This is a genomic window from Pelomonas lactea (assembly GCF_043555885.1).
Classification (GTDB): Bacteria; Pseudomonadota; Gammaproteobacteria; order Burkholderiales; family Burkholderiaceae_C; genus Pelomonas; species Pelomonas lactea.
In genome coordinates, this window is sequence record NZ_JBIGHX010000003.1 from 281,351 (window position 1) to 304,300 (window position 22,950).

At 70.6% G+C, this 22,950-nt stretch carries 20 protein-coding genes; 8 read left to right on the top strand and 12 right to left on the bottom strand.

Going from position 1 to position 22,950, the window contains the following annotated elements; all coding sequences use genetic code 11:
• Window positions 1-85 precede the first annotated feature (85 nt).
• Window positions 86-1,414, top strand: a complete 1,329-nt coding sequence (locus ACG04Q_RS09815; protein ID WP_394510723.1) for a sensor histidine kinase — start codon at window positions 86-88, stop codon at window positions 1,412-1,414.
• Window positions 1,415-1,642: 228 nt separating this feature from the next.
• On the opposite strand, the gene ACG04Q_RS09820 is transcribed toward ACG04Q_RS09815, so the two are convergent.
• The 7 genes from ACG04Q_RS09820 to ACG04Q_RS09850 form a co-directional block, all read right to left on the bottom strand.
• Window positions 1,643-2,239 carry a response regulator gene (locus ACG04Q_RS09820; protein WP_394510724.1) on the bottom strand — a complete coding sequence of 199 codons (597 nt, stop codon included), beginning with the start codon at window positions 2,237-2,239 and terminating at the stop codon, window positions 1,643-1,645.
• 19 nt (window positions 2,240-2,258) lie between these two features.
• Complete coding sequence (locus ACG04Q_RS09825; RefSeq protein WP_394510725.1) at window positions 2,259-4,706, bottom strand: sensor histidine kinase; 2,448 nt, start codon at window positions 4,704-4,706, stop codon at window positions 2,259-2,261.
• Between the two features lie 191 nt (window positions 4,707-4,897).
• Window positions 4,898-6,079, bottom strand: coding sequence for an EAL and HDOD domain-containing protein (locus ACG04Q_RS09830; RefSeq protein WP_394510726.1), 1,182 nt, complete (start codon window positions 6,077-6,079; stop codon window positions 4,898-4,900).
• A gap of 103 nt (window positions 6,080-6,182) precedes the next feature.
• On the bottom strand, window positions 6,183-7,484 hold the full coding sequence (flgL, locus tag ACG04Q_RS09835; RefSeq protein ID WP_394510727.1) for a flagellar hook-associated protein FlgL: 1,302 nt from the start codon (window positions 7,482-7,484) through the stop codon (window positions 6,183-6,185).
• Between the two features lie 43 nt (window positions 7,485-7,527).
• Entirely contained in the window at window positions 7,528-9,564 is a 2,037-nt protein-coding gene (gene flgK / locus ACG04Q_RS09840) for a flagellar hook-associated protein FlgK (protein ID WP_394510728.1), read from the bottom strand.
• 11 nt (window positions 9,565-9,575) lie between these two features.
• The gene (gene flgJ / locus ACG04Q_RS09845; protein WP_394510729.1) at window positions 9,576-10,457 is read right to left on the bottom strand and encodes a flagellar assembly peptidoglycan hydrolase FlgJ; all 882 of its coding nucleotides are present in this window, start codon (window positions 10,455-10,457) and stop codon (window positions 9,576-9,578) included.
• Between the two features lie 252 nt (window positions 10,458-10,709).
• On the bottom strand, window positions 10,710-11,801 hold the full coding sequence (locus tag ACG04Q_RS09850; RefSeq protein ID WP_394511342.1) for a flagellar basal body P-ring protein FlgI: 1,092 nt from the start codon (window positions 11,799-11,801) through the stop codon (window positions 10,710-10,712).
• A gap of 398 nt (window positions 11,802-12,199) precedes the next feature.
• Between ACG04Q_RS09850 and ACG04Q_RS09855 the strand changes: the two genes are divergently transcribed.
• The 7 genes from ACG04Q_RS09855 (at window position 12,200) to ACG04Q_RS09885 (ending at window position 18,369) form a co-directional block, all read left to right on the top strand.
• Window positions 12,200-13,279 carry a glycosyltransferase gene (locus ACG04Q_RS09855; protein ID WP_394510730.1) on the top strand — a complete coding sequence of 360 codons (1,080 nt, stop codon included), beginning with the start codon at window positions 12,200-12,202 and terminating at the stop codon, window positions 13,277-13,279.
• On the top strand, window positions 13,279-14,196 hold the full coding sequence (locus ACG04Q_RS09860; protein WP_394510731.1) for a glucosamine inositolphosphorylceramide transferase family protein: 918 nt from the start codon (window positions 13,279-13,281) through the stop codon (window positions 14,194-14,196). Before ACG04Q_RS09855 ends, ACG04Q_RS09860 begins: the two co-directional genes overlap by 1 nt.
• 49 nt (window positions 14,197-14,245) lie before the next feature.
• The gene (locus ACG04Q_RS09865; protein WP_394510732.1) at window positions 14,246-14,656 is read left to right on the top strand and encodes a GntR family transcriptional regulator; all 411 of its coding nucleotides are present in this window, start codon (window positions 14,246-14,248) and stop codon (window positions 14,654-14,656) included.
• Window positions 14,653-15,498 (top strand): ABC transporter ATP-binding protein, encoded by an 846-nt coding sequence (locus ACG04Q_RS09870; RefSeq protein WP_394510733.1) that lies wholly within the window; start codon window positions 14,653-14,655, stop codon window positions 15,496-15,498. Before ACG04Q_RS09865 ends, ACG04Q_RS09870 begins: the two co-directional genes overlap by 4 nt.
• Complete coding sequence (locus ACG04Q_RS09875; protein ID WP_394510734.1) at window positions 15,495-16,679, top strand: hypothetical protein; 1,185 nt, start codon at window positions 15,495-15,497, stop codon at window positions 16,677-16,679. Before ACG04Q_RS09870 ends, ACG04Q_RS09875 begins: the two co-directional genes overlap by 4 nt.
• Window positions 16,680-16,718: 39 nt before the next feature.
• Complete coding sequence (locus tag ACG04Q_RS09880) at window positions 16,719-17,975, top strand: amidohydrolase (protein ID WP_394510735.1); 1,257 nt, start codon at window positions 16,719-16,721, stop codon at window positions 17,973-17,975.
• 163 nt (window positions 17,976-18,138) lie between these two features.
• Complete coding sequence (locus tag ACG04Q_RS09885; protein WP_394511354.1) at window positions 18,139-18,369, top strand: hypothetical protein; 231 nt, start codon at window positions 18,139-18,141, stop codon at window positions 18,367-18,369.
• Between the two features lie 147 nt (window positions 18,370-18,516).
• Here the strand turns inward: ACG04Q_RS09885 and ACG04Q_RS09890 are convergent, their stop codons facing one another.
• From ACG04Q_RS09890 to ACG04Q_RS09910, 5 genes are all read right to left on the bottom strand, one after another.
• Window positions 18,517-19,194 (bottom strand): flagellar basal body L-ring protein FlgH, encoded by a 678-nt coding sequence (locus ACG04Q_RS09890; protein ID WP_394510736.1) that lies wholly within the window; start codon window positions 19,192-19,194, stop codon window positions 18,517-18,519.
• A gap of 122 nt (window positions 19,195-19,316) precedes the next feature.
• The gene (flgG, locus tag ACG04Q_RS09895; RefSeq protein ID WP_394510737.1) at window positions 19,317-20,099 is read right to left on the bottom strand and encodes a flagellar basal-body rod protein FlgG; all 783 of its coding nucleotides are present in this window, start codon (window positions 20,097-20,099) and stop codon (window positions 19,317-19,319) included.
• Window positions 20,100-20,121: 22 nt separating this feature from the next.
• A complete protein-coding gene (gene flgF, locus ACG04Q_RS09900) occupies window positions 20,122-20,853 on the bottom strand; it encodes a flagellar basal-body rod protein FlgF (protein ID WP_394510738.1) in 732 nt (243 codons plus the stop codon).
• Between the two features lie 25 nt (window positions 20,854-20,878).
• A complete protein-coding gene (gene flgE / locus ACG04Q_RS09905) occupies window positions 20,879-22,258 on the bottom strand; it encodes a flagellar hook protein FlgE (RefSeq protein WP_394510739.1) in 1,380 nt (459 codons plus the stop codon).
• A gap of 31 nt (window positions 22,259-22,289) precedes the next feature.
• Window positions 22,290-22,946: a flagellar hook assembly protein FlgD gene (locus tag ACG04Q_RS09910; RefSeq protein WP_394510740.1), complete on the bottom strand. Its 657-nt coding sequence runs from the start codon at window positions 22,944-22,946 to the stop codon at window positions 22,290-22,292.
• Window positions 22,947-22,950 lie beyond the last annotated feature (4 nt).

A 22,950-nucleotide genomic window follows, 5' to 3' on the forward strand; every position in this document is an offset into this window, starting at 1 on the left:
GCGAAGGAATGCACAGATTCGGCGGGGCAAACACCGTGGTGCATCTGCACCGGGGCACGGTGGGCCGCTGCCTACAATCTCGCGCATGAACAGCCTGAGCGACCACAGCGCGCTTTCGCGCCGCCTGGAGCGGCGACCGTCGATGCGGCTGGTGGTGGCGGGGCTGGCCGGTGCTGCGCTGCTGATGCTGCTGCTCGGCGCGCTGGTCGTGCTGGCGCTGATGCGGGTGTGGGGCGGCGAGGTCGGCCTCGTGCATGCAGCCCTCGTGCTGACGGCATTCTTCACCGGTGTCCTGGTGCTGGTGGCCGCCGCGCTGGGCTGGCATGCCGGCGTGCGCCTGACGCGGCAGCGCCTGGCCGAGCCGCTGCGCGAGGCGCGCCAGCAGTTGCTGATGCAGGCCCAGCTGCAGCGCGACTGGCAATGGGCCACGGACGCCACCCACCGGCTCGTGCGCTGGCAGGCGCCTCAGGGTGGGCCGGCCTCCAGTTGGGTGGGCGCCAGCCTGAGCACGCAGCTGCTGTGGGAGCGCTTCGCGGCCACTGAGCCGGGGCAGGAACTGCGCGAGCGCGTGCAGGCCCACCAGCCGTTCGCCGAGCTGCTCGTCCCGGCCGTCGACGGCGTCACGCGCTGGCGGCTGCGCGGGCTGCCGTGCATCGATTCGCAGGGGCATTTCGCCGGCTACGTGGGCACGGCGCGGCCCGACGAGGTCGCGCCGGCGCCCGCGCCGGCCCCGATGCCGCAGGATCTGGCTGTGGAGCAGGAGTCCTTCAGCTATTCGGTGTCGCACGACCTGCGCGCGCCGCTGCGCGTCGTGGAAGGCTTTGCCCGCATCCTGAAGGAAGACTACGGCTCGCGGCTGGACCGCGTCGGCAACGACCACCTGGACCGGGTCATGAGCGCCGCGGCGCGCATGAACAGCATGATCGACGCGCTGCTGTCGCTCTCCCAGCTGTCCACGCGGCCGCTGGCGTCCCAGCCGGTCAACCTGTCGCAGCAGGCGGGTTATGTCATGGAGGAACTGCGCCGCAGCGCGCCGCAGCGCGAGCTCGAACTGGACATCGAGCCCGACCTGGTGGTGCAGGGCGACCCGACGCTGCTGCGCATGGTGCTGGAGAACCTGCTGGGCAACGCGTGGAAGTACAGCGCCAAGGTCGACTGCGCGCGCATCCGCTTCGCGAGCTGCGAGCAGGGCGGGCGCCGCGCCTTCGTCGTGTCGGACAACGGCGCCGGCTTCGACATGCGCTTTGCCGAGCGGCTGTTCGGCGTGTTCCAGCGCCTGCACAGCGCCAGCGACTTCCAGGGCACCGGCGTGGGTCTGGCGCTGGTGCGCCGCATCGTGCGCCGCCATGGCGGCGACATCTGGGCCGAGTCCGCGGTCGGCGAGGGTTCCCGCTTTTACTTCACCTTGGGCTGACGCCCGTATTGCGAGCCGAGCGCCGGGCCGCTCCCAAGCCGGCCCGCCATGGCGATGTGCTTGCGGCTCGATGCCGCAAGCATCGCCGTCCCCTCGGGGGCTGAGGCCGGACACATCGCGCCCAGTGGGCGGGATGTGCCTGCCGAAGGGTTGCGGCACTGCCGCAGCGCGGTCTGCAAGACCGACCAGGCCTGCCCGCGTTCAGCGGCGCAGGACTGGGCGAGGGGCCTATCTGGCGCCTGGGCGAGCCAGCAACTCCACGGCGTCGACGATGCGCCGCGCCTGCTCCGGCAGGCTGTGGCCGTCGGCGGCGGCCAGGCTCATCAGGCGGGTCAGCGCCTCGTCGCGGGGCAGCGAGTAGCGGTGCATCAGCACACCCACGGCCAGCGCGGTGGGGTCCAGGGCGTGCGGCAGCTCGGACGGCGGGGCGGCAACGGGAGCAGGCGCCGGGGGCGGTGTGCCCGTGCGGGCGAACGCGGCCTCCACGGCCGGCACGATCTGCGAGATGTCCAGCGGCTTGACGAGGTAGGCCACGGCGCCGAGCTCCTTGACCTTGGCCACCGTCGCCTCGTCGGCGAAGGCGGACAGGAACATGAACGGCGTCTGCAGGTACTCGCGCAGGTAGGCTGCGACGTCGAAGCCGGTCAGGCCTTCCATGCGGATGTCCAGCAGCGCGAGTTCAGGCCGGTGTTCGCGGGCCAGCAGGATGGCGTCGTCGCCGTTGTCGGCGTCGATGACCTCGAAGCCGGCCTGCGTGAGCCCGTAGCTCAGCGTCGCCAACACCAGTCGGTCGTCATCGACGACCAGGATCTTGCCCTTGCTCACCGCGCCCCTCGTTCGACCATTAAGAACTTGGTTTTATGGCCGGATTGTGAACCACGCTTGGCGGAATCAATTCCAGGCGGCAAACGACGTCGTCGCCCTGCTGTTCCAGGCTGAGGATGGCGCTGCGCCGCGGCAGCAGTGCGCGCACCAGGCCCAGGCCCGACACGCCGCTCCTGACGTTCTGCAGCTGGAAGCCGTCGGGCAGCCGCCCGGGGTTGACGATCTCCACGGTCACGCCGGTGGTGTCGCAGATGAGCTGGCAGCGTACCTGCGCGTCGTGGCTGTGGCGCAGCGCATTGCCCAGCAGCTCGTTCAGGCTCAGCGCGATGGGGATGGCCTCGGCCTCGGGCAGGCACCAGTCCTCCAGCAGCGCGCCGCCCTCGGCGGCGGTCGTGATGACGCGGCCCTGCATGCGCTGCACGGAGCCGACGATGGCGTCGAACACGCGCTTGAGCACCAGCGGGCCGGTGGCACCCACCTGCAGGCCGTAGACCTGCGCGATGGCCTGCACCTGACCCACGGCCTCCTTGAGCACGGGGGCGACCTCGGGCCGGCGCACGGCGATCTGCTGCAGCAGCCCCGCCACGCCCTGCAGGTTGTTCTTGATGCGGTGGTGCACCTCGCGCACCAGCAGCTCGCGCTGCGAGATGGCGGCCTGCAGCCGCGCCTGTTCGGCGGCGCGCTGTTCGGTCACGTCGCTGGCCACCATCAGCAGCAGCTCGGGCGTGTCGTCGCCGCCGACGCCGGCGAGGTGCAGCAGCCGCGCATCCCAGATGCGCGTGGCGGCGCCGGCGGGCACGGGGTACTCGCGCTGCACGACGGCCTGCGAGGCCAGCGCCTCGCGCATGTCGGCCACGACGCGCGCGCCCTGTTCGTCACCGAACAGCTGCGCCGGCGTGCCGCCCAGCAGCGCGTTCTCGGGCCGGCCGGCCAGCGCGGCGGCGGCCTGGTTGAGCTTGACGATGCGCAGGCTCTGCGCCTCGTGCAGCGTGATGGCCAGCGGCGCGCCCTCGATGATGCGGGCCAGCGAGGCCTGCGCCAGCCGGCTCTGCGCCTCGGCCTGGCGACGGCGGTCGATGTCCAGCAGCGCGTAGGTGGTTTGCAGGCCGCCGTCCTCGCGCGGCGTCTGCACGGCGTTGCCGATGACCCAGAACTCGCGCCCGTCGCGGCCGCGCAGCTTGCATTCGAAGACGTCGCTGCCCGGCTCGGCGTGGAAGGCGTGGTCGTCGTCGTCGGGTGCCAGCACGCCCATGGGGCGGCCCAGCACGTCGTCCAGCTCGCAGCCGAACATGCGCCGCGCCGAGCGGTTCATCCATTCGATGCCGTCCGGCCCCACGGTGACGATGCCCACCAGCACCGAGTCCAGCACGGCGCGCTCGCTCTCGGCGCGCAGCAGCAGCGCGTTCTCGGCCTGGGCCTGCGCGGTGACGTCCAGCGTGACGACGGATGTGGAGCGCCGCCCGCCGGCCAGCAGGCCCGGCGCCACGCGCGTCAGCAGCCAGCGCCGGCCCAGCTCGGGGTGACGCACCGCGTAGCGCACCTCGACGGCGTCGCCCTTCTTCAGCGCGCGCTGCAGGCGTTCGAACTCGGGCAGCGACGCGGGGTCGACGATGTCGCGGCTGATGCCCTGCAGCGACGCTACAGGCTGCTTTGGCCCGGCCTTGAACGGCGAACCCTTGCGGGTGGGGGGCTTGAGCCAGCCGGCTTCGGGCTGGAAGGTGGCCAGGCCGACGGCGGCGGTGTCCATCAGCGCGTCGAGCTGGTGGTGGGCCAGGTCGCGTTCGTGCTCGATGCTGTGGTCTTCCAGCAGCACCAGCAGCAGCGCGCGGCCGTCGCGGCGCCACAGCCGCAGCCGCGCCTGCAGCCAGCGGTGGCGGCCCTGTGGGTCGACGAACTCGGCCTCGGTCAGCAGCGGCGGGTCCTGCAGGCGCTGCGCGGTCAGCGCCGCCAGCGGCGCGCCGCGGTGCCAGCCCAGCAGCGCCTGCAGCAGGTCGGGCAGGTCGTTGAGGTGGCGCGGCGAGCCGGGGCACAGCGCATCGAACGCGGCGTTGCGGCGCAGCAAGGCGCCGCTGCCGGCGTCGGCCAGCGCGGCGGGCTGCGGTGACAGGGCCAGCCACTCCACCAGCGGCGGCTCGCCCGTGTCGGCGGTGCTGAGCCGCGCATGCAGCAGCCAGTTGGGGCGGTCGCGCAGCAGGTGCAGCGTGACGCGCTGGCCGTCGGCCAGCTTCAGCGGCGGTGCCGGCGGCGGCGGGCGGCCGGTCTCGACAGCGTGCGCCGCTTCGCGGAGCCAGTTCTCAAGCCGGCTGCCGGCGGCCTGACGCAGCAGCCGCCAGCCTTCGACGGCGTCACCCCCCAGCCATTCGCGCGCGGCCGGGTTGGCGCGCAGCGCGGACAGGTCGGCGCGCAGCGTCAGCACCGGGTCGCCGATGAGCTCCAGCAGCGCGGCGGAGGCGGGCGGGCTGAACATCGTTCAGCCGGCGGCGTCGAGCACGTCAGTCAATGCAGGTGGCGCAGGATTCCGGGCCGGGCGCCGGGCCGCCCCAAGCCGGCCCGTCCGAGGCTGCACGCGGCTCGATGCCGCGGGCAGCCTTGTCCCCTCGGGGGACCGACCAGGCTCGCCCGCGTTCAGCGGCGCGAGATTGGGCGAGGGGCGCCGTCTCATTCGAGTTGCGCAGCCTTGTGCAGCGCGCGCAGCATGCAGGCGTTGATCTCGCCGGCACCGATCATCAGCGCGTCGGCGCGCTCGCGGTAGTCGAACACGCTCTCGGCCTCGATGGCCTGCACCAGCTGCAGATAAGGCAGGAAGGGGCCGGTGTTCTCCACCAGCGCCTGGCGCACGCGCTCGGGCACGGGGATGCTCTGCAGCAGCTTGTCGAACGGTGCCTTGAGCATGTGGTCAAGTAGCGAGAACAGGCCGCAGATGAACATCTCGTCGCGTTGCTCGCGGTCGTCCATGCCGGCGGCCAGCTCTTCCATGATGAGGCCGCGGCGCACGGCGCCATACATGATGGGGCGCATGCTGTGATCCTTGCTGGCCGTCGTCAGCAGCAGGGCCAGCCAGCGCTTGAGGCGGGCATAGCCCAGCAGCATGATGGCGTGGCGGAAGCTGGACACCTCCACCGGCAGGCCGAAGGCGGCGGAGTTCATGTAGCGCAGCAGCTTGAAGGCGAGGCTCGGGTCGCGCTTCAAGGTCTGCTCCAGGCGCTCGACGTCTTCGCCTTCGTCCACGCGCGACATCAGCTCCATGATGACCTGCAGGTCGGCGGCGATCTCGGTCTTGGCGCCGGGCAGGGCCTCATAGGGGCCGTCCATGGGCCAGCCGATGACGGCGGTGGCGCCAGCCTGGAAAGCGTCGTCGATGGCCTCGGCGCCGCGCAGGCCGCTGCGCACGAGCTCAATGCCGGCCGGTGCGGGCTGGCCGGCGTCCAGCGCCACCTGCTTGAAGGCGGCGGCGACGCCGGCTGGCAGCGGTGCCGTGGGCAGGCCCTTGAGCAGGCCGCGGTGGCCGGCGCCCTTGAGCGCGGCGATGGCGTCGGCGTGGGCGGCATCGGACGCGATGAAGGCCGGCACCTCGATGGTGCTGGCCTCGGCGGGCGGCTGGGCCAGCAACGCGCCAAGCAGCGCCTCGCCCTGCGGGCTGAGCACGGTGCCGCCCTTGGGGAAGGTGGCCGACAGGGCGGCCAGCAGTTCCGCGTGGTCGACCTTGACGTCGGGGCGCAGCGGCACCAGCGTGAGCCGCGTGCCGGCAATGCCGTGCTGGCGATCGATGACCGGCGAGTATCCGAGGGCGACGCCGGGCAGGATGGCGTGGTCGAGGGCAGCGGGGGTGTTGTCGGACATGGCGCGGCGCGGGGACGGGTAATGCGCCAGTCTGCCACGGCCATCCCGGGGTCACGCCGTCAAATCGTGACAGGTGCACGCGCCGCCGCAGGCGGCGTCGAAATCAGCCCTGCAGGTACTGGAACAGCGACATGCGCTGGACCATGGCGTAGGTCTTGAGGGCGGTGTCGTAGCCGGTCTGCTGGTTCTGGAAGTCGGAGATGCCCTGCACCATGTCCAGATCCTCGGCGGCGCTGCGCTCCTGCTCGCTGTACTGCTTGAGTGCGGCGAGGCGGCCTTCGGTGCCGTCCAGGTTGTTGAGGCGTTCGCCGACCTGGCTGCGTGCGCTCTGCAGCTTGCCCATGACGGCGTCGATGTCGCGCACGGCCAGCGCATTGCCCTGCGTGACCTGGTTGCGGGTGCGCAGTGGCGTGTTGAGGTCAACGATGGCCTTGTCAAGCGTGTCGAAGAGCTTGAGGTTGGTCTTGGACCCGGCGATGGCGAAGGCGTCGCCGTCGATCGGGGCGCCGGAGATGGTGAACGACATGCCGTCCGCCGTGATGGCCTTGCCGGGCTCGAATGTGCCGCTGACGGCGGTGCCGGCGTCCTGGTCGGTCAGCGTGTAGGTCTGGCTGGGCGCGGTGCCGGCGATGTCGATGCGGTAGTTGTGACCGGTGAGCCGCGCGGGGTCGACGACGCGGCCGCTGTCGATCCAGCCCGAGGCCGGCTTGCTAGTGATCGGGTTGACCAGTGCGACGGGCACGCCGCCGTTGGCCGCGGTGGCGCCCGGGTCGATGAGCTGCACCGACGTCTTGCCCGTGGCGGGGTCCGAGATGATCACGCTGGGCGCGGTGACGAAGCTGCCGTTGCCGCTGCCGGCCTCTTCCCAGACGTTGCGGCCGTCCACGGTGAGCTGGAAGTCGTCAAGGTTGCCGGTCTGGATGGTGCCGGGCACGCCGATGTAGCTGACGCCGGCCGGCTGGTCCAGGAATGGCGGGGTGGACGCACCCTGGCCGGAGAAGAGGTAGCCGCCCGCGCCATCGGGCCGGTTGGCGATGGACAGCAACTGGTCGCGGAGGCCCTTGAGCTTGGTGGCCAGCCCGGCACGCTCGGCGTCGGAGTAGCTGGCGTTGCCGGCGGCGACCATGGTCTCGCGGGCCTGCTGCAGCAGCTCGTTGGCGTCGCCCAGCGCGGATTCGGCCAGCGTCATGCTGTTGCGGCTGGCTTCCAGCGCCCGCTGGTTGGCCTCGACCCGGCCGATGGAGACCAGCGCGCGCTCGGCACGCGCGGCACCGGTGGGGTCGTCGCTGGCCATAGCCACGCGCTTGCCGGAGGTCAGTTGTTGCTGCTGTTGCTGCAGCGCGTTCTGGCGGCGCTGCAGATTGGCGATGGACGCATCGAAGAGGTTGGCGGTGGCGAGTCTCATGGGTGGCCTCGTTCGGTGGGCGCGGGTTCAGTCGGCGGGGCGGTCAGCGCCCGAGCTGGATCAGTTCGTTGAACAGCGACTGCGCCGTCTGCAGCACCTTGGCGGCGGCCTGGTAGGCCTGCTGGTACTGCATCAGCCGTGAGGCCTCCTCGTCCAGGTTGACGCCCGATTCGCCCGAACGGCTGGCCTCGGCGTCGCTGGCCACCGTGGTGGACACGCTGGACAGGTACTTGGCGCTCTGCACGCGGGCGCCGACGTCGCTGATCGTGGCGGCATAGGCGTCGTTGATCGTGACGCCGGGCACGTCGGTGATGCTGCCGTCCGCGTTCGTGATCTTGCGGGCGCCGACGATGGGTTCGGTCTGGATGTTGAGGTAGGCCTTGGCGTTGCCGTTGTTCGTGGCCGTGTAGATGGTCCTGCCAATCGAGACCTTGTCGCCGGCGCGAGGCACGCCGTTGGTGCGCAGCTCGAAGCCCAGGTCGATGCCGGTTTCGTTGCCCAGCGGCTGCCCCTGCTTCCAGACACCGCTCAAGGCGGTGCCGTCCCGCTGCGTCAAGGTGTAGAGCACGCCGCCGGTGGGCTGGCCCGCCCCATCCAGTTCCTGAGCGCCGAAGACGATGTCCAGCGGCAGCTTGAGTTGCAGCTTGGGGTCGGCCGGGTCCGGAGTCAGCAGGCTGGTGATGCGGGCCTGGTCCACCGCGTAGATGCTGCCGATGGTCAGCGTGCCGTTGTTGGTGATGGCCGCGGTGGCCGTCACCGGTGAGGCGGCGGCGATGCCGTTGGGGTCGTCCATCACGCGGCGCATCTCGACCGCGGCGGAGCCGACGGGCTCGATGCGGAAGCTCTCGCCGGGCTGCGGCGGCGCCGGCGTGAAGCTGAATTTCACGCCGTCGACCACATCGCCGTCGGCAATGTCGCGCACGAGGCCGTCGGACAGCCGCGTCAGCTGGTAGCTGCCGGCGGCGCGCGAGGTCAGCGTGTAGGTGCTGGCCAGCAGCTGCGAGGCGTCGCTGATGGTGGCCGCCACGCCGCTGGTGAAGGCGCCGGTCGCATCGCGCGCGTTCGTGCCGGCGGCCAGCACACGGGGCGCCGCGACGTTGAAGATCTTCCCACCCGCGCCCGGCGGGTTGGACAGGTCCAGCCCCAGCGCGTTCTGTTCGTTGATGCGGGTGCCGATGGCGGCGGCCAGCTGGCCCAGCATGTTGCGGGCGTCCTGCAGGTCCCGGTTCTGGAAGCCCAGCAGCGCGGTCATCGAGCCGCCCGTCAGCACGCTCTCGTCCAGTGCCCGGCCGAGGCCGCCCTCGGCGAGCGAGAGCTGGGCGCGTTGGGGGTCGTACGGGTCGGCAGTCACCTGCAGCGTTGACGCGGTGCTGCCCAACACCAGACGCTGGCCGCCCCCGATGAAAACGCCCACGGTGTCGTCGTCGGCGGGCAGCGTCGTGACCGCGATGTATTCGCTGAGGCTGGAGATCAGGCGCTCGCGCTGGTCCAGCAGGTCGTTGGGGGTGTGGCCACTGCCGCGCACCTTGGCAATCTGCTCGTTGACGTTGGCGATCTGCTGCGCCAGTTGGTTCACCGTGGTGACCGAGGCACGCAGGTCGCTGACGACGCCGGACTGCAGGTCGGTCAGCTGCTGTCCGGCATTGGCGAAGCGCACGGCCAGCTCGTTGGCGCGGCCCAGCGCCACCTGGCGAGCGGACGGGTCGCTGGGCCGGCTGGTCACGTCCACCATCGCGTTCAGGAACTGGCTGGCTGCGTAGCCCAGGCCGTCGGTGCCGGGCGGGAACAACTTCTCCATGCGTGACAGCTGCTCGGCGCGCGTCGCATCGGCCGACGCGGCGGCCTTGCTGGTGGCAGCCTCCTTGGTCAGGAACGCGTTGTGCGAGCGCACCACGGTTTCGACGTCCACGCCTTTGCCGAAGAAGCCCGCGCCGGTGTACTGACCGGGGGCGGTGGTCAGCACGACGGACTGGCGCGAGTAGCCCGGCGTGTTCGCGTTGGCGATGTTCTGGCCGATGGTCTGCAGCGCCGCCTGGTTGGCGAACATTGCGCGGGCGCCGAGCGTCAGCAGGCCTGCCATGACTCAGCTCCTCAGGCCGTCAGCGTGCTCTGCACACGCTGGGTGGTTTGAATGGTCTTGGCGATCTTCTCGGCGTAGGCCGGGTCGGTCGCGTAACCGGCCTGCTGCAGGCCGCGCGCGAAGCCGGCGGCGTTGCCGCCCTGGGCCTGGGCGACGACCTTGGCGTAGCGGTCGTTGCTGCTGATCAGCCGCGCGTAGTCCTTGAACGCCTCGTCGTAGCTGCCGTAGGCACGGAACTTGGCCGTCACCTTGACGGCCTGGCCGTTGATGACCTCGGTGGTCTTGACGTCCACGGTCTTGCCCGTCCAGCCCGGCGTGGCCTTGATGCCGAAGATGTTGTGGCTCCTGCTGCCGTCGGCGCCGGTGATCTCACGCTTGCCCCAACCGCTTTCGTGGGCCGCCTGCGCGACCATGAAGCTGGCCGGAATGCCGGTGGCGGCCGATGCCGCGCGGGCCGACGCATCGTGTTTCTGGATGAAGCTCTGCACGTGGTTCGGGATGCCCTTGGTGGCCAGCGCTGGCAGCGCCTGGGCCAGCGTCGTCTGGCTGTTCTTCCGGATGTTCTCGGGCGACAGGTCCTGCACGCCCATCTGGCGCTGCAACTGCTTCTGGATGGCGTCGGACAGGCCGCCGGGCAGGCCGGCCATCTTGCCGGCGAACTGGGTGTCCAGCATCTCGGTGCCCAGCTGCGTGGCGCTGTTGTCCAGCATGCCGCTGGACAGCGTGGACGCGCGCATGCTCTTCATGACTTCCTGCATGAAGAGCGTCTCGAACTGCCGGGCGGTCTCGCGGATGCTCGCCTTGGGGTCGCGCGAGGCCTGCGCCTTCAGCCCGTTCAGGGCGTCGACGCCGCCGAGGCTTTGGCCGGAAATCGATTGAAAGGAGTTGCTCATGTCAGCAGCCTCATGCGGACCTGTGGGCCGAGCGCCGGGCCGCCCCAAGCCGGCCCGTCGGGCGATGTGCTTGCCGGTCGACCCGGCAAGCATCGCCGTCCCCTTGGGGGCTGAGGCCGGACACGACAAGTCCTGTGGACTTGTCGTGCCTGCCGAAGGGCAGCCGCTCCGCCGGCTGCGCGGTCTGCAAGACCGACCGGGCTTGCCCGCGTTCAGCGGGTGCAAGCGTGGGCGAGGGGCTCATGTACTTCATCAGATCACCTCAAGCTCGGCGTTCAGTGCGCCCGCGCTCTTCATGGCCTGCAGGATGGCGAGCAAGTCCTGAGGGGTGGCGCCCAGCGAATTGAGCGCCTTGACGACGTCCGACAGCCGCGCGCCGGCCGGCAGCTGGATGAGGCTGCCCGGCTCCTGGCGGATGGCGATGTCGGCCTTCTCCGCCACCGTCGTCTGGCCGCCGGACAGCGCGTTGGGCTGGCTGATGATGGGCGTGGAGCTGATCGTGACCGAGAGGCTGCCATGCGCGACGGCGCAGGCCGACAGCGTGACGGCCTGGTTCATGACGATGGAGCCGGTGCGCGCGTTGATGACCACGCGCGCGGCGGCCGGCGCGAGGTCGACAGACAGGTTCTCCACATCGGCCAGAAAGGCGACGCGGTCGTCCGGCGCGGTGGGCGCCTTGACGCGCACGACGCGGCCGTCCAGCGCCTGCGCGGTGCCGGCGCCCTTGAGCTTGTTGATGGCCTGCGCGACGGCGCGGGCGGTGGCGTAGTCGCTGCTGTTCAGGTCGAGCTGGATGGCGTCGCCGTTGGCCAGCGGCGTTGGCACCGAGCGTTCGACGAGGGCGCCCGCCGGGATGCGGCCGGCGCTGAGGTGGTTGATCTGCACCTTGGAGCCGCCGGCCGACGCGCCGGCGCCGCCCACCACGAGGTTGCCCTGGGCAATGGCGTAGATCTGGCCGTCCGCGCCACGCAGCGGCGTCGCGATCAGCGTGCCGCCGCGCAGGCTCTTGGCATTGCCGATGGACGAGACGTTGATGTCCAGCTGCTGGCCCGGCTGCGCGAAGGCGGGGAGCGAGGCCGTCACCATGACGGCGGCGATGTTGCGCGGCTGCATGGTGATGCCCTGGGGCAGCAGCACGCCGAACTGCTGCAGCATCGCCGTCAGGCTCTGGCCGGTGAACGGCGCCTGCGTGGTCTGGTCGCCCGTGCCGTCCAGGCCGACGACCAGACCGTAGCCCGTCAACGGGTTGGAGCGGACCCCGGCCACGGAGGCGACTTCCTTGATGCGCGCGGCATGCGAGAAGGGCGCCAGCACGAGGGCCAGACTGAGGAGGAGGACTTGCAGGAACTTCACTCGACCGATTCTGCGGAGGCTTGAGCCCGCGAAGCCGTGGAAAAGGGTGCGGACCGCCCCGCTTTTCCAAGCCCTTGGCCTTCGGTCGGGTGGTTTCGGGCTGGCGCGCAAGCTTGAGCTCAGGTTGAAACTTGCGCGGCGTGACATTCTGTCAACCCCTATGCGACACGTCCGCCACACGCAGGCGCGTCGGCCGCGCCGCCCTCCATCTCGCCCCGACGGTCATGGGCTGCAACGTGTTTCTGAAGATTCGCGAAAGTTGCCGCGAATTGGCGCGGGTTTTTACCCGGTTATCCGCCGAATTGAGGGGGTTCTTAGACAGGTTTCCGAATGTGTAGATCGGTAAAGTTTTGCGTACCGATTCTCATTGCATCCGCGCAAGACCTGCCATGCCCCCGCTCCAAGAACCGCTGACCCTGGTTCATGTCGTGTTCTCGTCCCGTATCGCGGGCGGTGAGCGGCATTGCATCGACCTTGCCAACGCCCAGGCGGCGCTGGGCCACCGCGTCCACGTCATCGGCTCTGCGGGTTCCGCCGTGGCCGGCGCGCTGGCGCGGGGCGTGACCTTCCACGGGCTCAAGCTGCCGCTGCTGCGCGGCTGGCGGGTTGCTGCGCTGGCGCGCCGGCTGGGCGCCGACGTCGTCCACGGCCATCTCGGCCCCGCCTGCAAGGCCGCCGCCCACGCGCGCCGGTCGGCCCGCATCGGTACGCTGCACGTGGGCTACAAGGCTCACCACCATGCGCGGCTGGATGGCCTCGTCTGCGTGAACCGCGCCCAGCACGAGAGCCTGCCCAAGGGCGGGGCGCTGACCAGCCTCATCTACAACTGGGCGCCGGAGCGGCTCGTCGCCCCCGCCCGCCCGACCGACCTGCGCGCCGAGCTGCGCCTGGCGCCGCACCAGTTGCTGGTGGGCAGTGTCGGCCGGCTGCATGCCAGCAAGGGGATGGACCTGCTGGTGCAGGGGTTCAAGGCTCATGCACCCGCCGACGCGGTGCTGGCCATCCTGGGCGAAGGCCCTGACGAAGCCCGTCTGAAGGCGCTGGCCGCCGGCGATGCGCGCATCCACCTGCTGGGCTTCCGTCCCGACGTGTGCGAGGCGCTGAAGGCCTTCGACCTGTTCGTGTCGCCATCCCGCGAGGAGACCTTCTCGCTCGCCATCCTGGAGGCCATGCACGCCGGGCTGCCGGTGCTGTCCACCGCCACGCAAGGCCCGCTGGAGCTGCTGGCGGGCCAGCCCGCCCGCCTGGTGCCAGTGGGCAACGCCGACCTGCTGGGTCGCGCACTCGCCGAGGAGCTGGCGCTGCTGCGCGAACTGCCGCCGCACGCCCGTCCCATCAGCTACGCCACCGCCGCCTACGACCGTGGCAATGCCGTGAACCGCACGCTGGGCTTCTACCGCGACGTCCTGCAGCGCCAGGCCGCGCTGGCTCCCCACTTCGAGGACGAGGAAGAGGCGATCATCGCCTGATGATCAAGAGGCCTCGCACCGACTTCTGGCAGGTCGGCATCGTCCCGCTGGCGCTGCGGGACGTCGACGCCACCGCGCTGAGCGCCGTGCGCAGCCGCATCACCTGGCTGCCCGACGCCGGCCGCTGGCGTTACCTGGCCGACCCCTTCGGCCTGGTGCGTGGCGACGCGCTGCACGTGTTCGTCGAGGCGTTCGACTACCGCGTCAAACGCGCCCACATCGAGCGCCACGAGTTCGCGCTGGCCGACCTGCACTGGCGCGGCCGCTCGACAGCGCTGGACCTGCCGTTCCACCTGTCCTACCCGCAGGTCCTCGAGCATGGCGGCCAGACCTGGATGGTGCCGGAGAGCTTCCAGGCCGGCGAGGTGGCGCTGTACCGCGCCACCGACGCGTCGCTGGACCGCTGGGAGCGCCACGGCCAGCTGCTGGCCGGGCCCGTCGCCGACGCGTCGCTCATCGAGCATGGCGGCCGCTGGTGGATGTTCTACACGCTGGTGGGCCCGCAGGCGCGCGACCAGCGCGAGTTGCACGTGGCGCATGCGCCCGCGCTCACCGGCCCGTGGACGCCGCTGGCCGGCAACCCGGTGCGCGTGGCCCGCGATGGGGCACGGCCGGCCGGCCGGCCGTTCGTCGCGCACGATGGCGTGCTGACGCTGCCCGTGCAGGACTGCGCCGCTGGCTACGGCAGCGCGACGCGGCTGCTGCGTTTTCCACTGTTGACACCCGAGCGCGTCGTCATCGAGGCCGGCACCGAGCGCCTGACCGGCGACCTCGCCAGCACCACGCACACCGCCGGCCTGCACACGCTGACGGGCTGCGGCGCCTTCACGCTCATCGACGTGAAGCGCATCGACCGCTCCCGCGGCAAGCAGTGGCTGGACTTCAAGCGCCGGCTGAGGCGGCTCACCGGCGGGTAGTGCGCGACGGGCTTGCCATGTGTATTGTGTAAGTAATACACTGATACGCATGCCCAACCCCTCGGCCTTCTTCGACATCCAGCCGCAGCTCGCGACGCCCATCTACCGGCAGGTGGTGGAGCAGGTGCAGCGCCTCGTGGCCGGCGGGCAGCTGGGGCCGGGCGACGAGCTGCCCAGCGTGCGCGCCGTTGCCGAACGCCATGCCATCAACCCCATGACCGTCAGCAAGGCCTACAGCCTGCTGGAGGCCGAGGGCCTGCTGGAGCGCCGCCGTGGCGTCGGCATGGTGGTGGCGGCCGGCGTGCAGCCCGCCGGCGCGTCGGCCGACCGCATGGCGCTGCTGGCGCCGGCGCTGGCGAACGCGGCGCGGCAGGCGGCCCAACTGGGCATCACGCCGGCCGCGGCGCTGGCGGCCTTTGAGCGCGCGTTGCAAGGCATTCCCGAGGAGAAGAACCCATGAGCCCTGCCCTGGAGGCCCGCCAACTGGGCCTGGACTGCGACGACGGCGCCTGGAGCGCGGCGCGGCCCCGGCTGCTGGACAGCATCAGCTTCGCCATCCCCGAGGGTGCGGTCGTGGGCCTGGTGGGCCGCAACGGCGCCGGCAAGAGCACGCTGATGCGCTGCCTGCTGGGCCTGATGACGCCCAGCGCGGGCGAGTCCTGGCTGCTCGGCGCGCCCAGCCGCGCGCTGCCCGATGCCGTGCTCGAGCGCCTGGGCTACGCGGCGCAGACGCCGGACCTGTTCCCGCGCCTGACGGGCCTGGAGCATCTGGAGGAGATGGCGGCCGTCTACCCCGGCGTCAACCTGCGCGACGCCGCCACGCTGGCGGCGCGACTGGACCTGAGCCTGGGCCAGCGCGCCGCGTCGCTGTCGCTGGGCGACCAGCAGAAGCTGGCCGTCGTGCTGGCGCTGGCGCACGACCCCGACCTGCTGCTGCTGGACGAGCCGGTGGCCAGCCTGGACCCGATCTCGCGCCGCGACTTCATGCGTGCGCTGTTCGCGCTGCGCCACAAGCCCGCGCCGCGCACGGTGCTGGTGTCCAGCCACCTGCTGAGCGACCTGGAGCGCGTCGTCAGCCACGTGATGTTCCTGCGCGAGGGCCGGCTGCAGCTGTTCGTCGAGTGGGACGAGGCGGTCGAGCACCTGCGCTGCCTGTCTCGCCCCGAGCGGCCGGCGCAGCTGCAGCCCGGCGAGCTGCACTGGGCCGGCGGGCAGCTGCTGGTGGATGCGCGCCAGCACCCGGCTGCGGCGGCCTCGCCGGCGCTGGGCATGGAAGACCTGCTGGAGCTGCTGAACTCATGAAGGTCGCTCCCCACAGCCTCGCGGAGGGCGAGGAAGTCCGCCTCGGCGCCACGCTGCTGCTGCCCAGCCTGCTGTCGTTCCTGGCGGCGCTGCTGGGCTGGGCGCTGGCCTGGGCCGGCGTGCGCAGCGTGGCGATGCTGGGCGTCGTCGTGATGCTGCAGGCCCTGCTGATGCTGGCGGGCGCGGCCGTCATCAGCGGCGTGCATGCCGCGGCGGCAGCGCGCTGGCGGCGGCGCGTGGCGCCATCGGCGGCGTTGCAGCGGGTGCGCATGGCGTCACGCCGGATGCTGCAGCAACTGGCCGCTCGTGGTGTCGCCGGGCCGCTGCTGATGCTTGTCGGCCTGGCGTGGCTGCAGCCGGGCTGGGACTTGCTGGCGATGGGGGGCGGCGTGCTGCTGGCCGTGGCCGTCGCCGTGCTGGCGGGCATGGCGTTCGGTGAATGGATGCAGCGCCTGGTGCTGCCGCCGGTAGTGGCTCGCCTGCGGCTCGCGCGAACGTGGCGCTGGCCCTCCGGCTGGTGGCGCTGGCGCCAGGTGCCGACCTGGCAGCAGGTCGACCTGCGCCACCCCAGCGGCGCCCTGTGGGTGGCCTGTCTGCTGGTGCCGCAGGCGCTGGTGCAGGCCGCGCACTGGCGCTTCCATGCGTGGGGAGTGGCCTACACGAGCGGCTGGGACATCGCCCTGGTCGGTCTGTGGATGCTGGGGCTGGGCATGCTGATCCACACGGCAGTCATCGGCCCGCCGCTCCATTGGCGGGCGCGGCTGGCGCCGGGCGGCTTGTCGGCGGGCAGCTGGGCGCGGCGCACGGTGGTGGGCTCGCTGCTCAACGCCGCGGTCTGCGTTTCCGTCGCGCTGGCAATCAGCATGGCGGTCAGCAAGCCAGACCTGCGCGTCGTGCAGCTCAGCGCCTGGGCGCCGGTGATGGGCGATGTACTGCTGGCCATGGCGTGGTCGCTGTGGCTGCGCGGCGGGCGCAACAGCAACTGGCGCCAGGGGCTGGGCAGCCTGAGCCTCGGCGTGGCCGCCATGCTGCTGGCGGGGCTGGCGCGGGTGCTGGGCCTGGCGTTGCAGCGGGGGCCGGCTCTGCTGGCGGCCGAACTGGCCCTGGCGCTGGTTTTTGCGGTGGCCGCGCAACGCGCCTGGGCCCGGCAAGACCTGAACCGCCTCGTGCCGCGCGCCTGACGCCATACTGGCCGCCGTCCATCGCGCCCGAGCCCTCGCATGACCCTTGCCGACCGCATCGACGCCGCCGCCGCGGCCCTGGAAGCCCAGGTCATCGCCTGGCGGCGAGACCTGCATGCCCACCCCGAGCTGGGCAACCGCGAGTTCCGCACCGCCGCCCTCGTCGCCGAGCACCTGCGCGCGCTGGGCTTCGACGACGTCAAGACCGGCGTGGCGCACACCGGCGTCGTCGGGCTGCTGAAGGGCGGCATGCCTGGGAGCGTGGTGGCGCTGCGGGCCGACATGGACGCTTTGCCCGTCACCGAGGAGGTCGAGCTGCCGTTTGCGTCCAAGGCGCGCGCGGTGTGGAACGGCGAGGAGGTGGGCGTCATGCATGCCTGTGGGCACGACTGCCATGTCGCCATCCTGATGGGCGTGGCCAGCATCCTGGCCGGGCTGCGCGACGACATCCCCGGCAGCGTCAAGTTCATCTTCCAGCCTGCCGAGGAGATGCCGCCCGAGGGCGAGGAGGGCGGTGCGGCGCTGATGATCAAGGAGGGCGTGCTGGAGAACCCCACGCCCGGCGCGATCTTCGGCCTGCATGTCACGTCGCGCCAGCCGGCCGGCGTCATCGGCTACCGGCCCGGCCCCACGATGGCCAGCAGCGACAAGCTCAAGATCACCGTGCGCGGCAAGCAGACGCATGGCGCGGCGCCGTGGCTGGGCGTGGACCCCATCGTCACGTCGGCGCAGATCGTGCTGGGCCTGCAGACCATCGTCAGCCGCACGCTGGACCTGAACCGCGAGCCGGCGGTCGTCACCATCGGCGCCATCAAGGGCGGCGTGCGCGAGAACATCATCCCGGACTCGGTGGAGATGCGCGGCACCATCCGCAGCTTCGACGAGGGCATGCGCGACGCGATCCACGAGCGTGTCACGCAGTTGGCGGAGGGCATCGCCACCGCGTCGCGCGCGACCTGCCAGGTCTGCATCACGAAGAACTACCCCGTCACGCGCAACGACCCGGTGCTGACCGAACAGATGGTGCCCACGCTCACGCGGGTGGCCAGCACGGGGCCGCGACCCATGGGCATCGAGGTGGTCCCCAAGGCGACCGGCGCCGAGGACTTCTCGTTCTTCCAGCGGCTGATCCCGGGGCTGTTCTTCTTTGTCGGCGTGACGCCGCCCGAGATCGAGCCGAGCAAGGCCTACTCCAACCACTCGCCGCGCTTCGTCGTCGACGAGCGTGGGCTGGAGGTGGGCGTGCGCGCGCTGGCCCACCTGGCGGTGGACTACCTCGCAGCAACCCGGCGGTGAGCAGCCTTTGCGGGCAGCGGTGATGTAGCCCTTGCGGCAACTGGCGCGGGCGTGGTGGCGGTATCCACGCCCGCGCACAGGCCGTGAGTCAAAACGTCCAATGCCGCGTGCGCTTGTTTCAGGTCAAGATAGGCGGCATGAAGCAACAGCCGGGAGAACTCAATTGGATTGGGTCCTCATAGTCTTCGTTCTGTTCAAGGGTGGGGTGTTCCTCGCGGGCATGTACTTCGCGATCAAGTGGCATTACGACCGTGAGAAGCAGTGGGCGGACCGGCGCGTGTTGCTGCGCGCGGGAGCCAGGTTCCTGGCCGTCTTCGCGGTGTTGCTTCTCGTGCTGCTCGCCCTGACTTTCGGTCTCGCCAGGATGCTGGGCATGGACTTGAGCCTCCCTTGAAGGCAGGCAACCGCGCATGGGGGCAGGGGGCTGATGGCCGCGCCTGCGCGTGCCGGACAGGGGGGCGTCCGGGCGATCCGGGCTTTCGGCTTCACTGAGCGCCAGCGCTGCAAAGCCAGAGCGCTTGAATGCGCCCGCAACCGACGCTCAGCTCGGTGCGATGTTCAGGAAGAAGCGTGACAGCCAGCCGATGGCGTGAGCGTCCGACGTGGCGCCGCGGCCGCGTTGCTCGATGCGGACGTTGGCCACCGCCGTGGACGCCACCGCGTTGCCCTGGCCGATGGAGCGCGGGTCCACCTGGCCGGAGAAGCGCAGCACGTCCACATTGCGGTTCACGCCGATCTGCTTCTCGCCGCTGATCATCAGGTGGCCGTTGGGCAGCACGCCGGTCACGACGGCCGTGATGGCGCCGGTGAACTCGTTGGTGTTCTGGTTGCTGCCCTTGCCCTTGTTGTCGTTGGCGGACGTGGCGCCGGCGCTGGCGCGGCCGAAGGAGTTGCCCGAGACCAGCGGCAGCGCGCTGACGCCCGCGGACAGGCTGCCGGACTTGCTCAGCTCGCTGGTGCTGGTCTGCGACGCCGACACGCGCTCGGTGATGTTGATCGTCAGCGTGTCGCCGACGAGGCGCGCGCGGTGGTCCTCGAACAGCGGCCGGTAGCTGGCGCCCTGGTAGATGGCGCCGTTGCTGGCCGCGACGGGCTGCACCTGCGGCAGGTTGACGACCGGCGTGGACGCCAGCTCCACGCGCGGCTCGGGGTAGGGCGTGGCGCAGCCGGCAAGCAATGCCGCAGCGATGACGACAGTGGTGGAGCAAACAAACTTCATGACGATTTCTCCATTCATCAGGCCGCGCAGCTGGCCGCTCCTCCAGCGGCAGCCATGGAGCCGGCTTTGCCGGGCCATCGGCTGCGCCCCCTGGGGGGAGCGCGTGAGCGCTACGGGGGGAGCTAGATCTGGGCGAGCTTCTGCAGCATCTGGTCGGACGTCTGCACGGCCTTGGAGTTCAGCTCGTAGGCGCGCTGCGTCTGGATCATCTGCACCAGTTCCTCGACGACGTTGACGTTGGACGTCTCCACGAAACCCTGCTGCAGCGCACCCATGCCGTTGTTGCTGGGCGCGCCGGTGTTGGGCGTGCCGCTGGAGGCGGTCTCGGCGAACAGGTTCTGGCCCTTGGGGTCCAGGCCGGCGGGGTTCACGAAGTTGGCGAGCTGGATCTGGCCCACCGTCTGCGCGGCCGCCTGGCCGGGCAGCGTCACGCTGACGGTGCCGTCGTTGCCGATGGTCAGCGTCTGCGCGTTCTGCGGGATCGTGATGCCGGGCAGCACCGTGTAGCCGTTGCTCGTGACCATCTGGCCGTTGGCGTTGAGCTGGAAGCTGCCGTCGCGGGTGTAGTTGGTCGTGCCGTCGGGCATCTGGATCTGGAAGAAGCCGTCGCCCTTGATGGCCAGGTCCAGGTTGTTGCTGGTCTGCTGCAGGTTGCCCTGCGTGTAGATGCGCGCGGTGGCCACCGGGCGCACGCCCAGGCCCACCTGCAGGCCGGTGGGCAGCGTGGTCTGCTCGGTGCTGTTCGCGCCGGCCTGGCGCATGTTCTGGTAGATCAGGTCCTCGAACACCGCGTGCGAGCGCTTGTAGCCGTTGGTGGCCACGTTGGCGAGGTTGTGCGAGATGTTGTCCAGCTGGGTCTGCTGGGCTTCCATGCCGGTCTTGGCGATCCAGAGCGAGCGCATCATGGTGGGGGTTCCTTCCTACTGCTCAGGTGCTGCCGAGCAGCTTGGCGGACTGTTGGCCCTGGGTCTGGGCGATCTGCATCAGCTTCATCTGCTGCTCGAACTGGCGGCCGGCGGCGATCATGGCCACCATGGTCTCGACGGCGCTGACGTTGGAGCCTTCCAGCGCGCCGTCCTGCAGCCGGGCGGCCGGGTCGGCGGGCAGGTCGCCGTCGGCGGCGCGGAACAGCCCGTCGTCGCCGCGCGTCAGCTGTGCCGTCGCTTCGGGCGTCACGAGCTTGAGCCGGCCCACCGTCGTCGGCTTCTGGTTGGGCGACTTGGCGCTGATGGTGCCGTCGCTGCCGATGGACACCTCGCTGTTCTGCGGGATGTTGATCGGCCCGCCGTCGCCCAGCACCGGCATGCCGTTGCGCATCACGAGCAGGCCTTCGGCGTTCACGTCCAGCGAGCCGGCGCGGGTGTAGGCCTCGGTGCCGTCGTTGGCCTGCACGGCCAGCCAGGCCTTGCCCTGCATGGCCACGTCCATGTTGCGGCCGGTCGGCGTGAGGGCGCCGGGCGCGTCGTTGTAGCCGATGGTGGTTTCCAGCGCGAATGCGCGGGTGGACGCGCCGTCGCCGCGCACCGGCACCGCGCGAAACGCCTGCAGCTCCGCGCGGAAGCCGTTGGTCGTGACGTTGGCGAGGTTGTGCGAGAGCACGTCCTGCCGCTGCATGGCCGCCTTGGCGCCGGCCATCGAGAGGTAGATCATGCGGTCCATCGCGCGCCCTCAGTCTGTGTCGAGGTCAGCGGAGGTTGACGATGGTCTGCAGGACCTGGTCCTGCGTCTTGATCGTCTGCGCATTGGCCTGGTAGGCGCGCTGGGCCGTCACCATGTTGACGAGCTCGGCGGTCAGGTCGACATTGCTTTCCTCCAGCGCGCCGGCCTGCAGCGCACCCATGTTGCCGTCGCCCGGCACGCCCACCACGGCATCGCCCGAGGCGACGGTGCGGATCCACACGTTGCCGCCCATGGTCTGCAGGCCCTGCGGGTTGCGGAACGTCGCCAGCTCCACCTGGCCGGCGGGCTTGCTCTGGCCGTTGGAGTAGCGGGCCTGCACGATGCCGTTGCTGGCCACCGTGATGCCGGTCAGCTGGCCCGGCGCATAGCCGTCCTGCTTGATGTCGGTGACGGCGAAGCTGCTGCCGTTCTCGCTGATCTTGGTCAGGTCGATCTTGATGCCGGAGGGCGGTGTCGTCGTCGAGTCGCCGATCGGCAGCGTGGCGTTGCCGCGCGAGCTGGTGCCGGCCGGAATGATCAGGTTGATCGGGCTGGTGGTGGCCGGCGGTACGGGCGCGCTGCCGAGGATGGTGGCGGGGTTGCCGCCCGTGGGCGGGAAGGTGATCGTTGTGTAGGGCGTGGTCGGGTTGTTGTTGGCGTCCAGCACGATGGCGGCATTGGCCGCATCGACGGTCACCGGGGAGCCGTTGGCGGTGACGTAGACGTTCCAGACATCGTTGGGCGGCGTGGCGCCGCTGGGGTCCGCCGCGCGCTGGAAGTAGAACGTCACGGCCACGTCCTGGCCCTTGGCGTCGTACACCGTCATGGACGTCGCGTTGTTGTACGTCGTGCTGTCCTTGAGGTCGATGGTGGTGCCCAGGCCACCGCCGGGCGCGGTGGTCTTCAGGCGGGAGTCCAGGTTGAACTCCATCTTGACCTCCGACGTCACCGCCGGCGGGATGCCGCTGGTGGGCAGCTGCAGCGGCGTCGCCGTGCCGGGCTGGATGACGCCGGAGCCGTTGGCCGGGTAGCCCATCAGCTTCAGGCCGTCGTTGTTGACGACGAAGCCGTCCTTGCTGACCTTGAACTGGCCGTTGCGCGTGTAGCGCGTCGGGTTCACGCCGTCGCTGACCTGGAAGAAGCCGCCGCCGTTGATGGCGAGGTCCATGGGGTTCTCGGTCGTCGTGATGTTGCCCTGCGTGAACTGCTGCGCCACCGACTGCAGCGTGGTGCCGATGCCGATCTGGCTCTGGCCGGCGCCGTTCAGCGCGGCGGCATAGACGTCGGCGAATTCCGCACGCGACCCCTTGGCGCCGTAGGTGCCCGAGTTGGCGATGTTGTTGCCGATGACGTCCAGGTTCTTGGACGCGGCGTTGAGCCCGGAGAGGCCTTGCTGGAATGCCATGGGGGAGTCCTTGCAGTCGTGCGGTAGGGGTTCAGTTGACGGACGAGACGGCCGTGTAGTCCACCGGGCCGAGCCGGTCGAGGTTCAGCTTGAGGCTGCCGTTCTCGCTGTAGACGGCATTGACCTTGTCGTAGGCATAGGTCGTCGACGCGACGGCGGCCGTGCCGTTGGTGGCGGTGATGCGGTACTTGACCTCCATCCCTTCCGCGGCCTTCGTGCCGGCGGGCCAGGAGAAGGTCTGGCGGCCCGAGCCCTGGGCGCCCAGCTGCACCGTGTCGATGACGGCACCGGCGCCGTTGAGGATCTCCAGCTTCACGTTCTTGGCCGCGCCGTCCAGCTCGTAGCTGCCTTCGGCGGCGAGGCTGCCGTCCTCGCCCTTGACGACCTGGATCTTGTCGCTGGGCACGCTGACCTCGCGGCCCACCAGCGAGATGGACTGCAGCGCCTGCATCTGGCCCAGCTGGCCGCCCAGGCTCTTGATGCTGGTGTCCAGCGTCGACAGGCTGGTGACCTGCTGGATCTGCGCCATCTGGCTCGTCACCTGGGCGTTGTCCATCGGGTTCAGCGGGTCCTGGTTGTTCATCTGTGCGACGAGCAGCTTCAGGAAGCGGTCCTGCGTCTCCGCCGCGTTCTTGGCCGAGGTCGTCGGCGTCTTGGTGGTGCTGCCGTTCAGCGCGGTGACGTCCATGGCG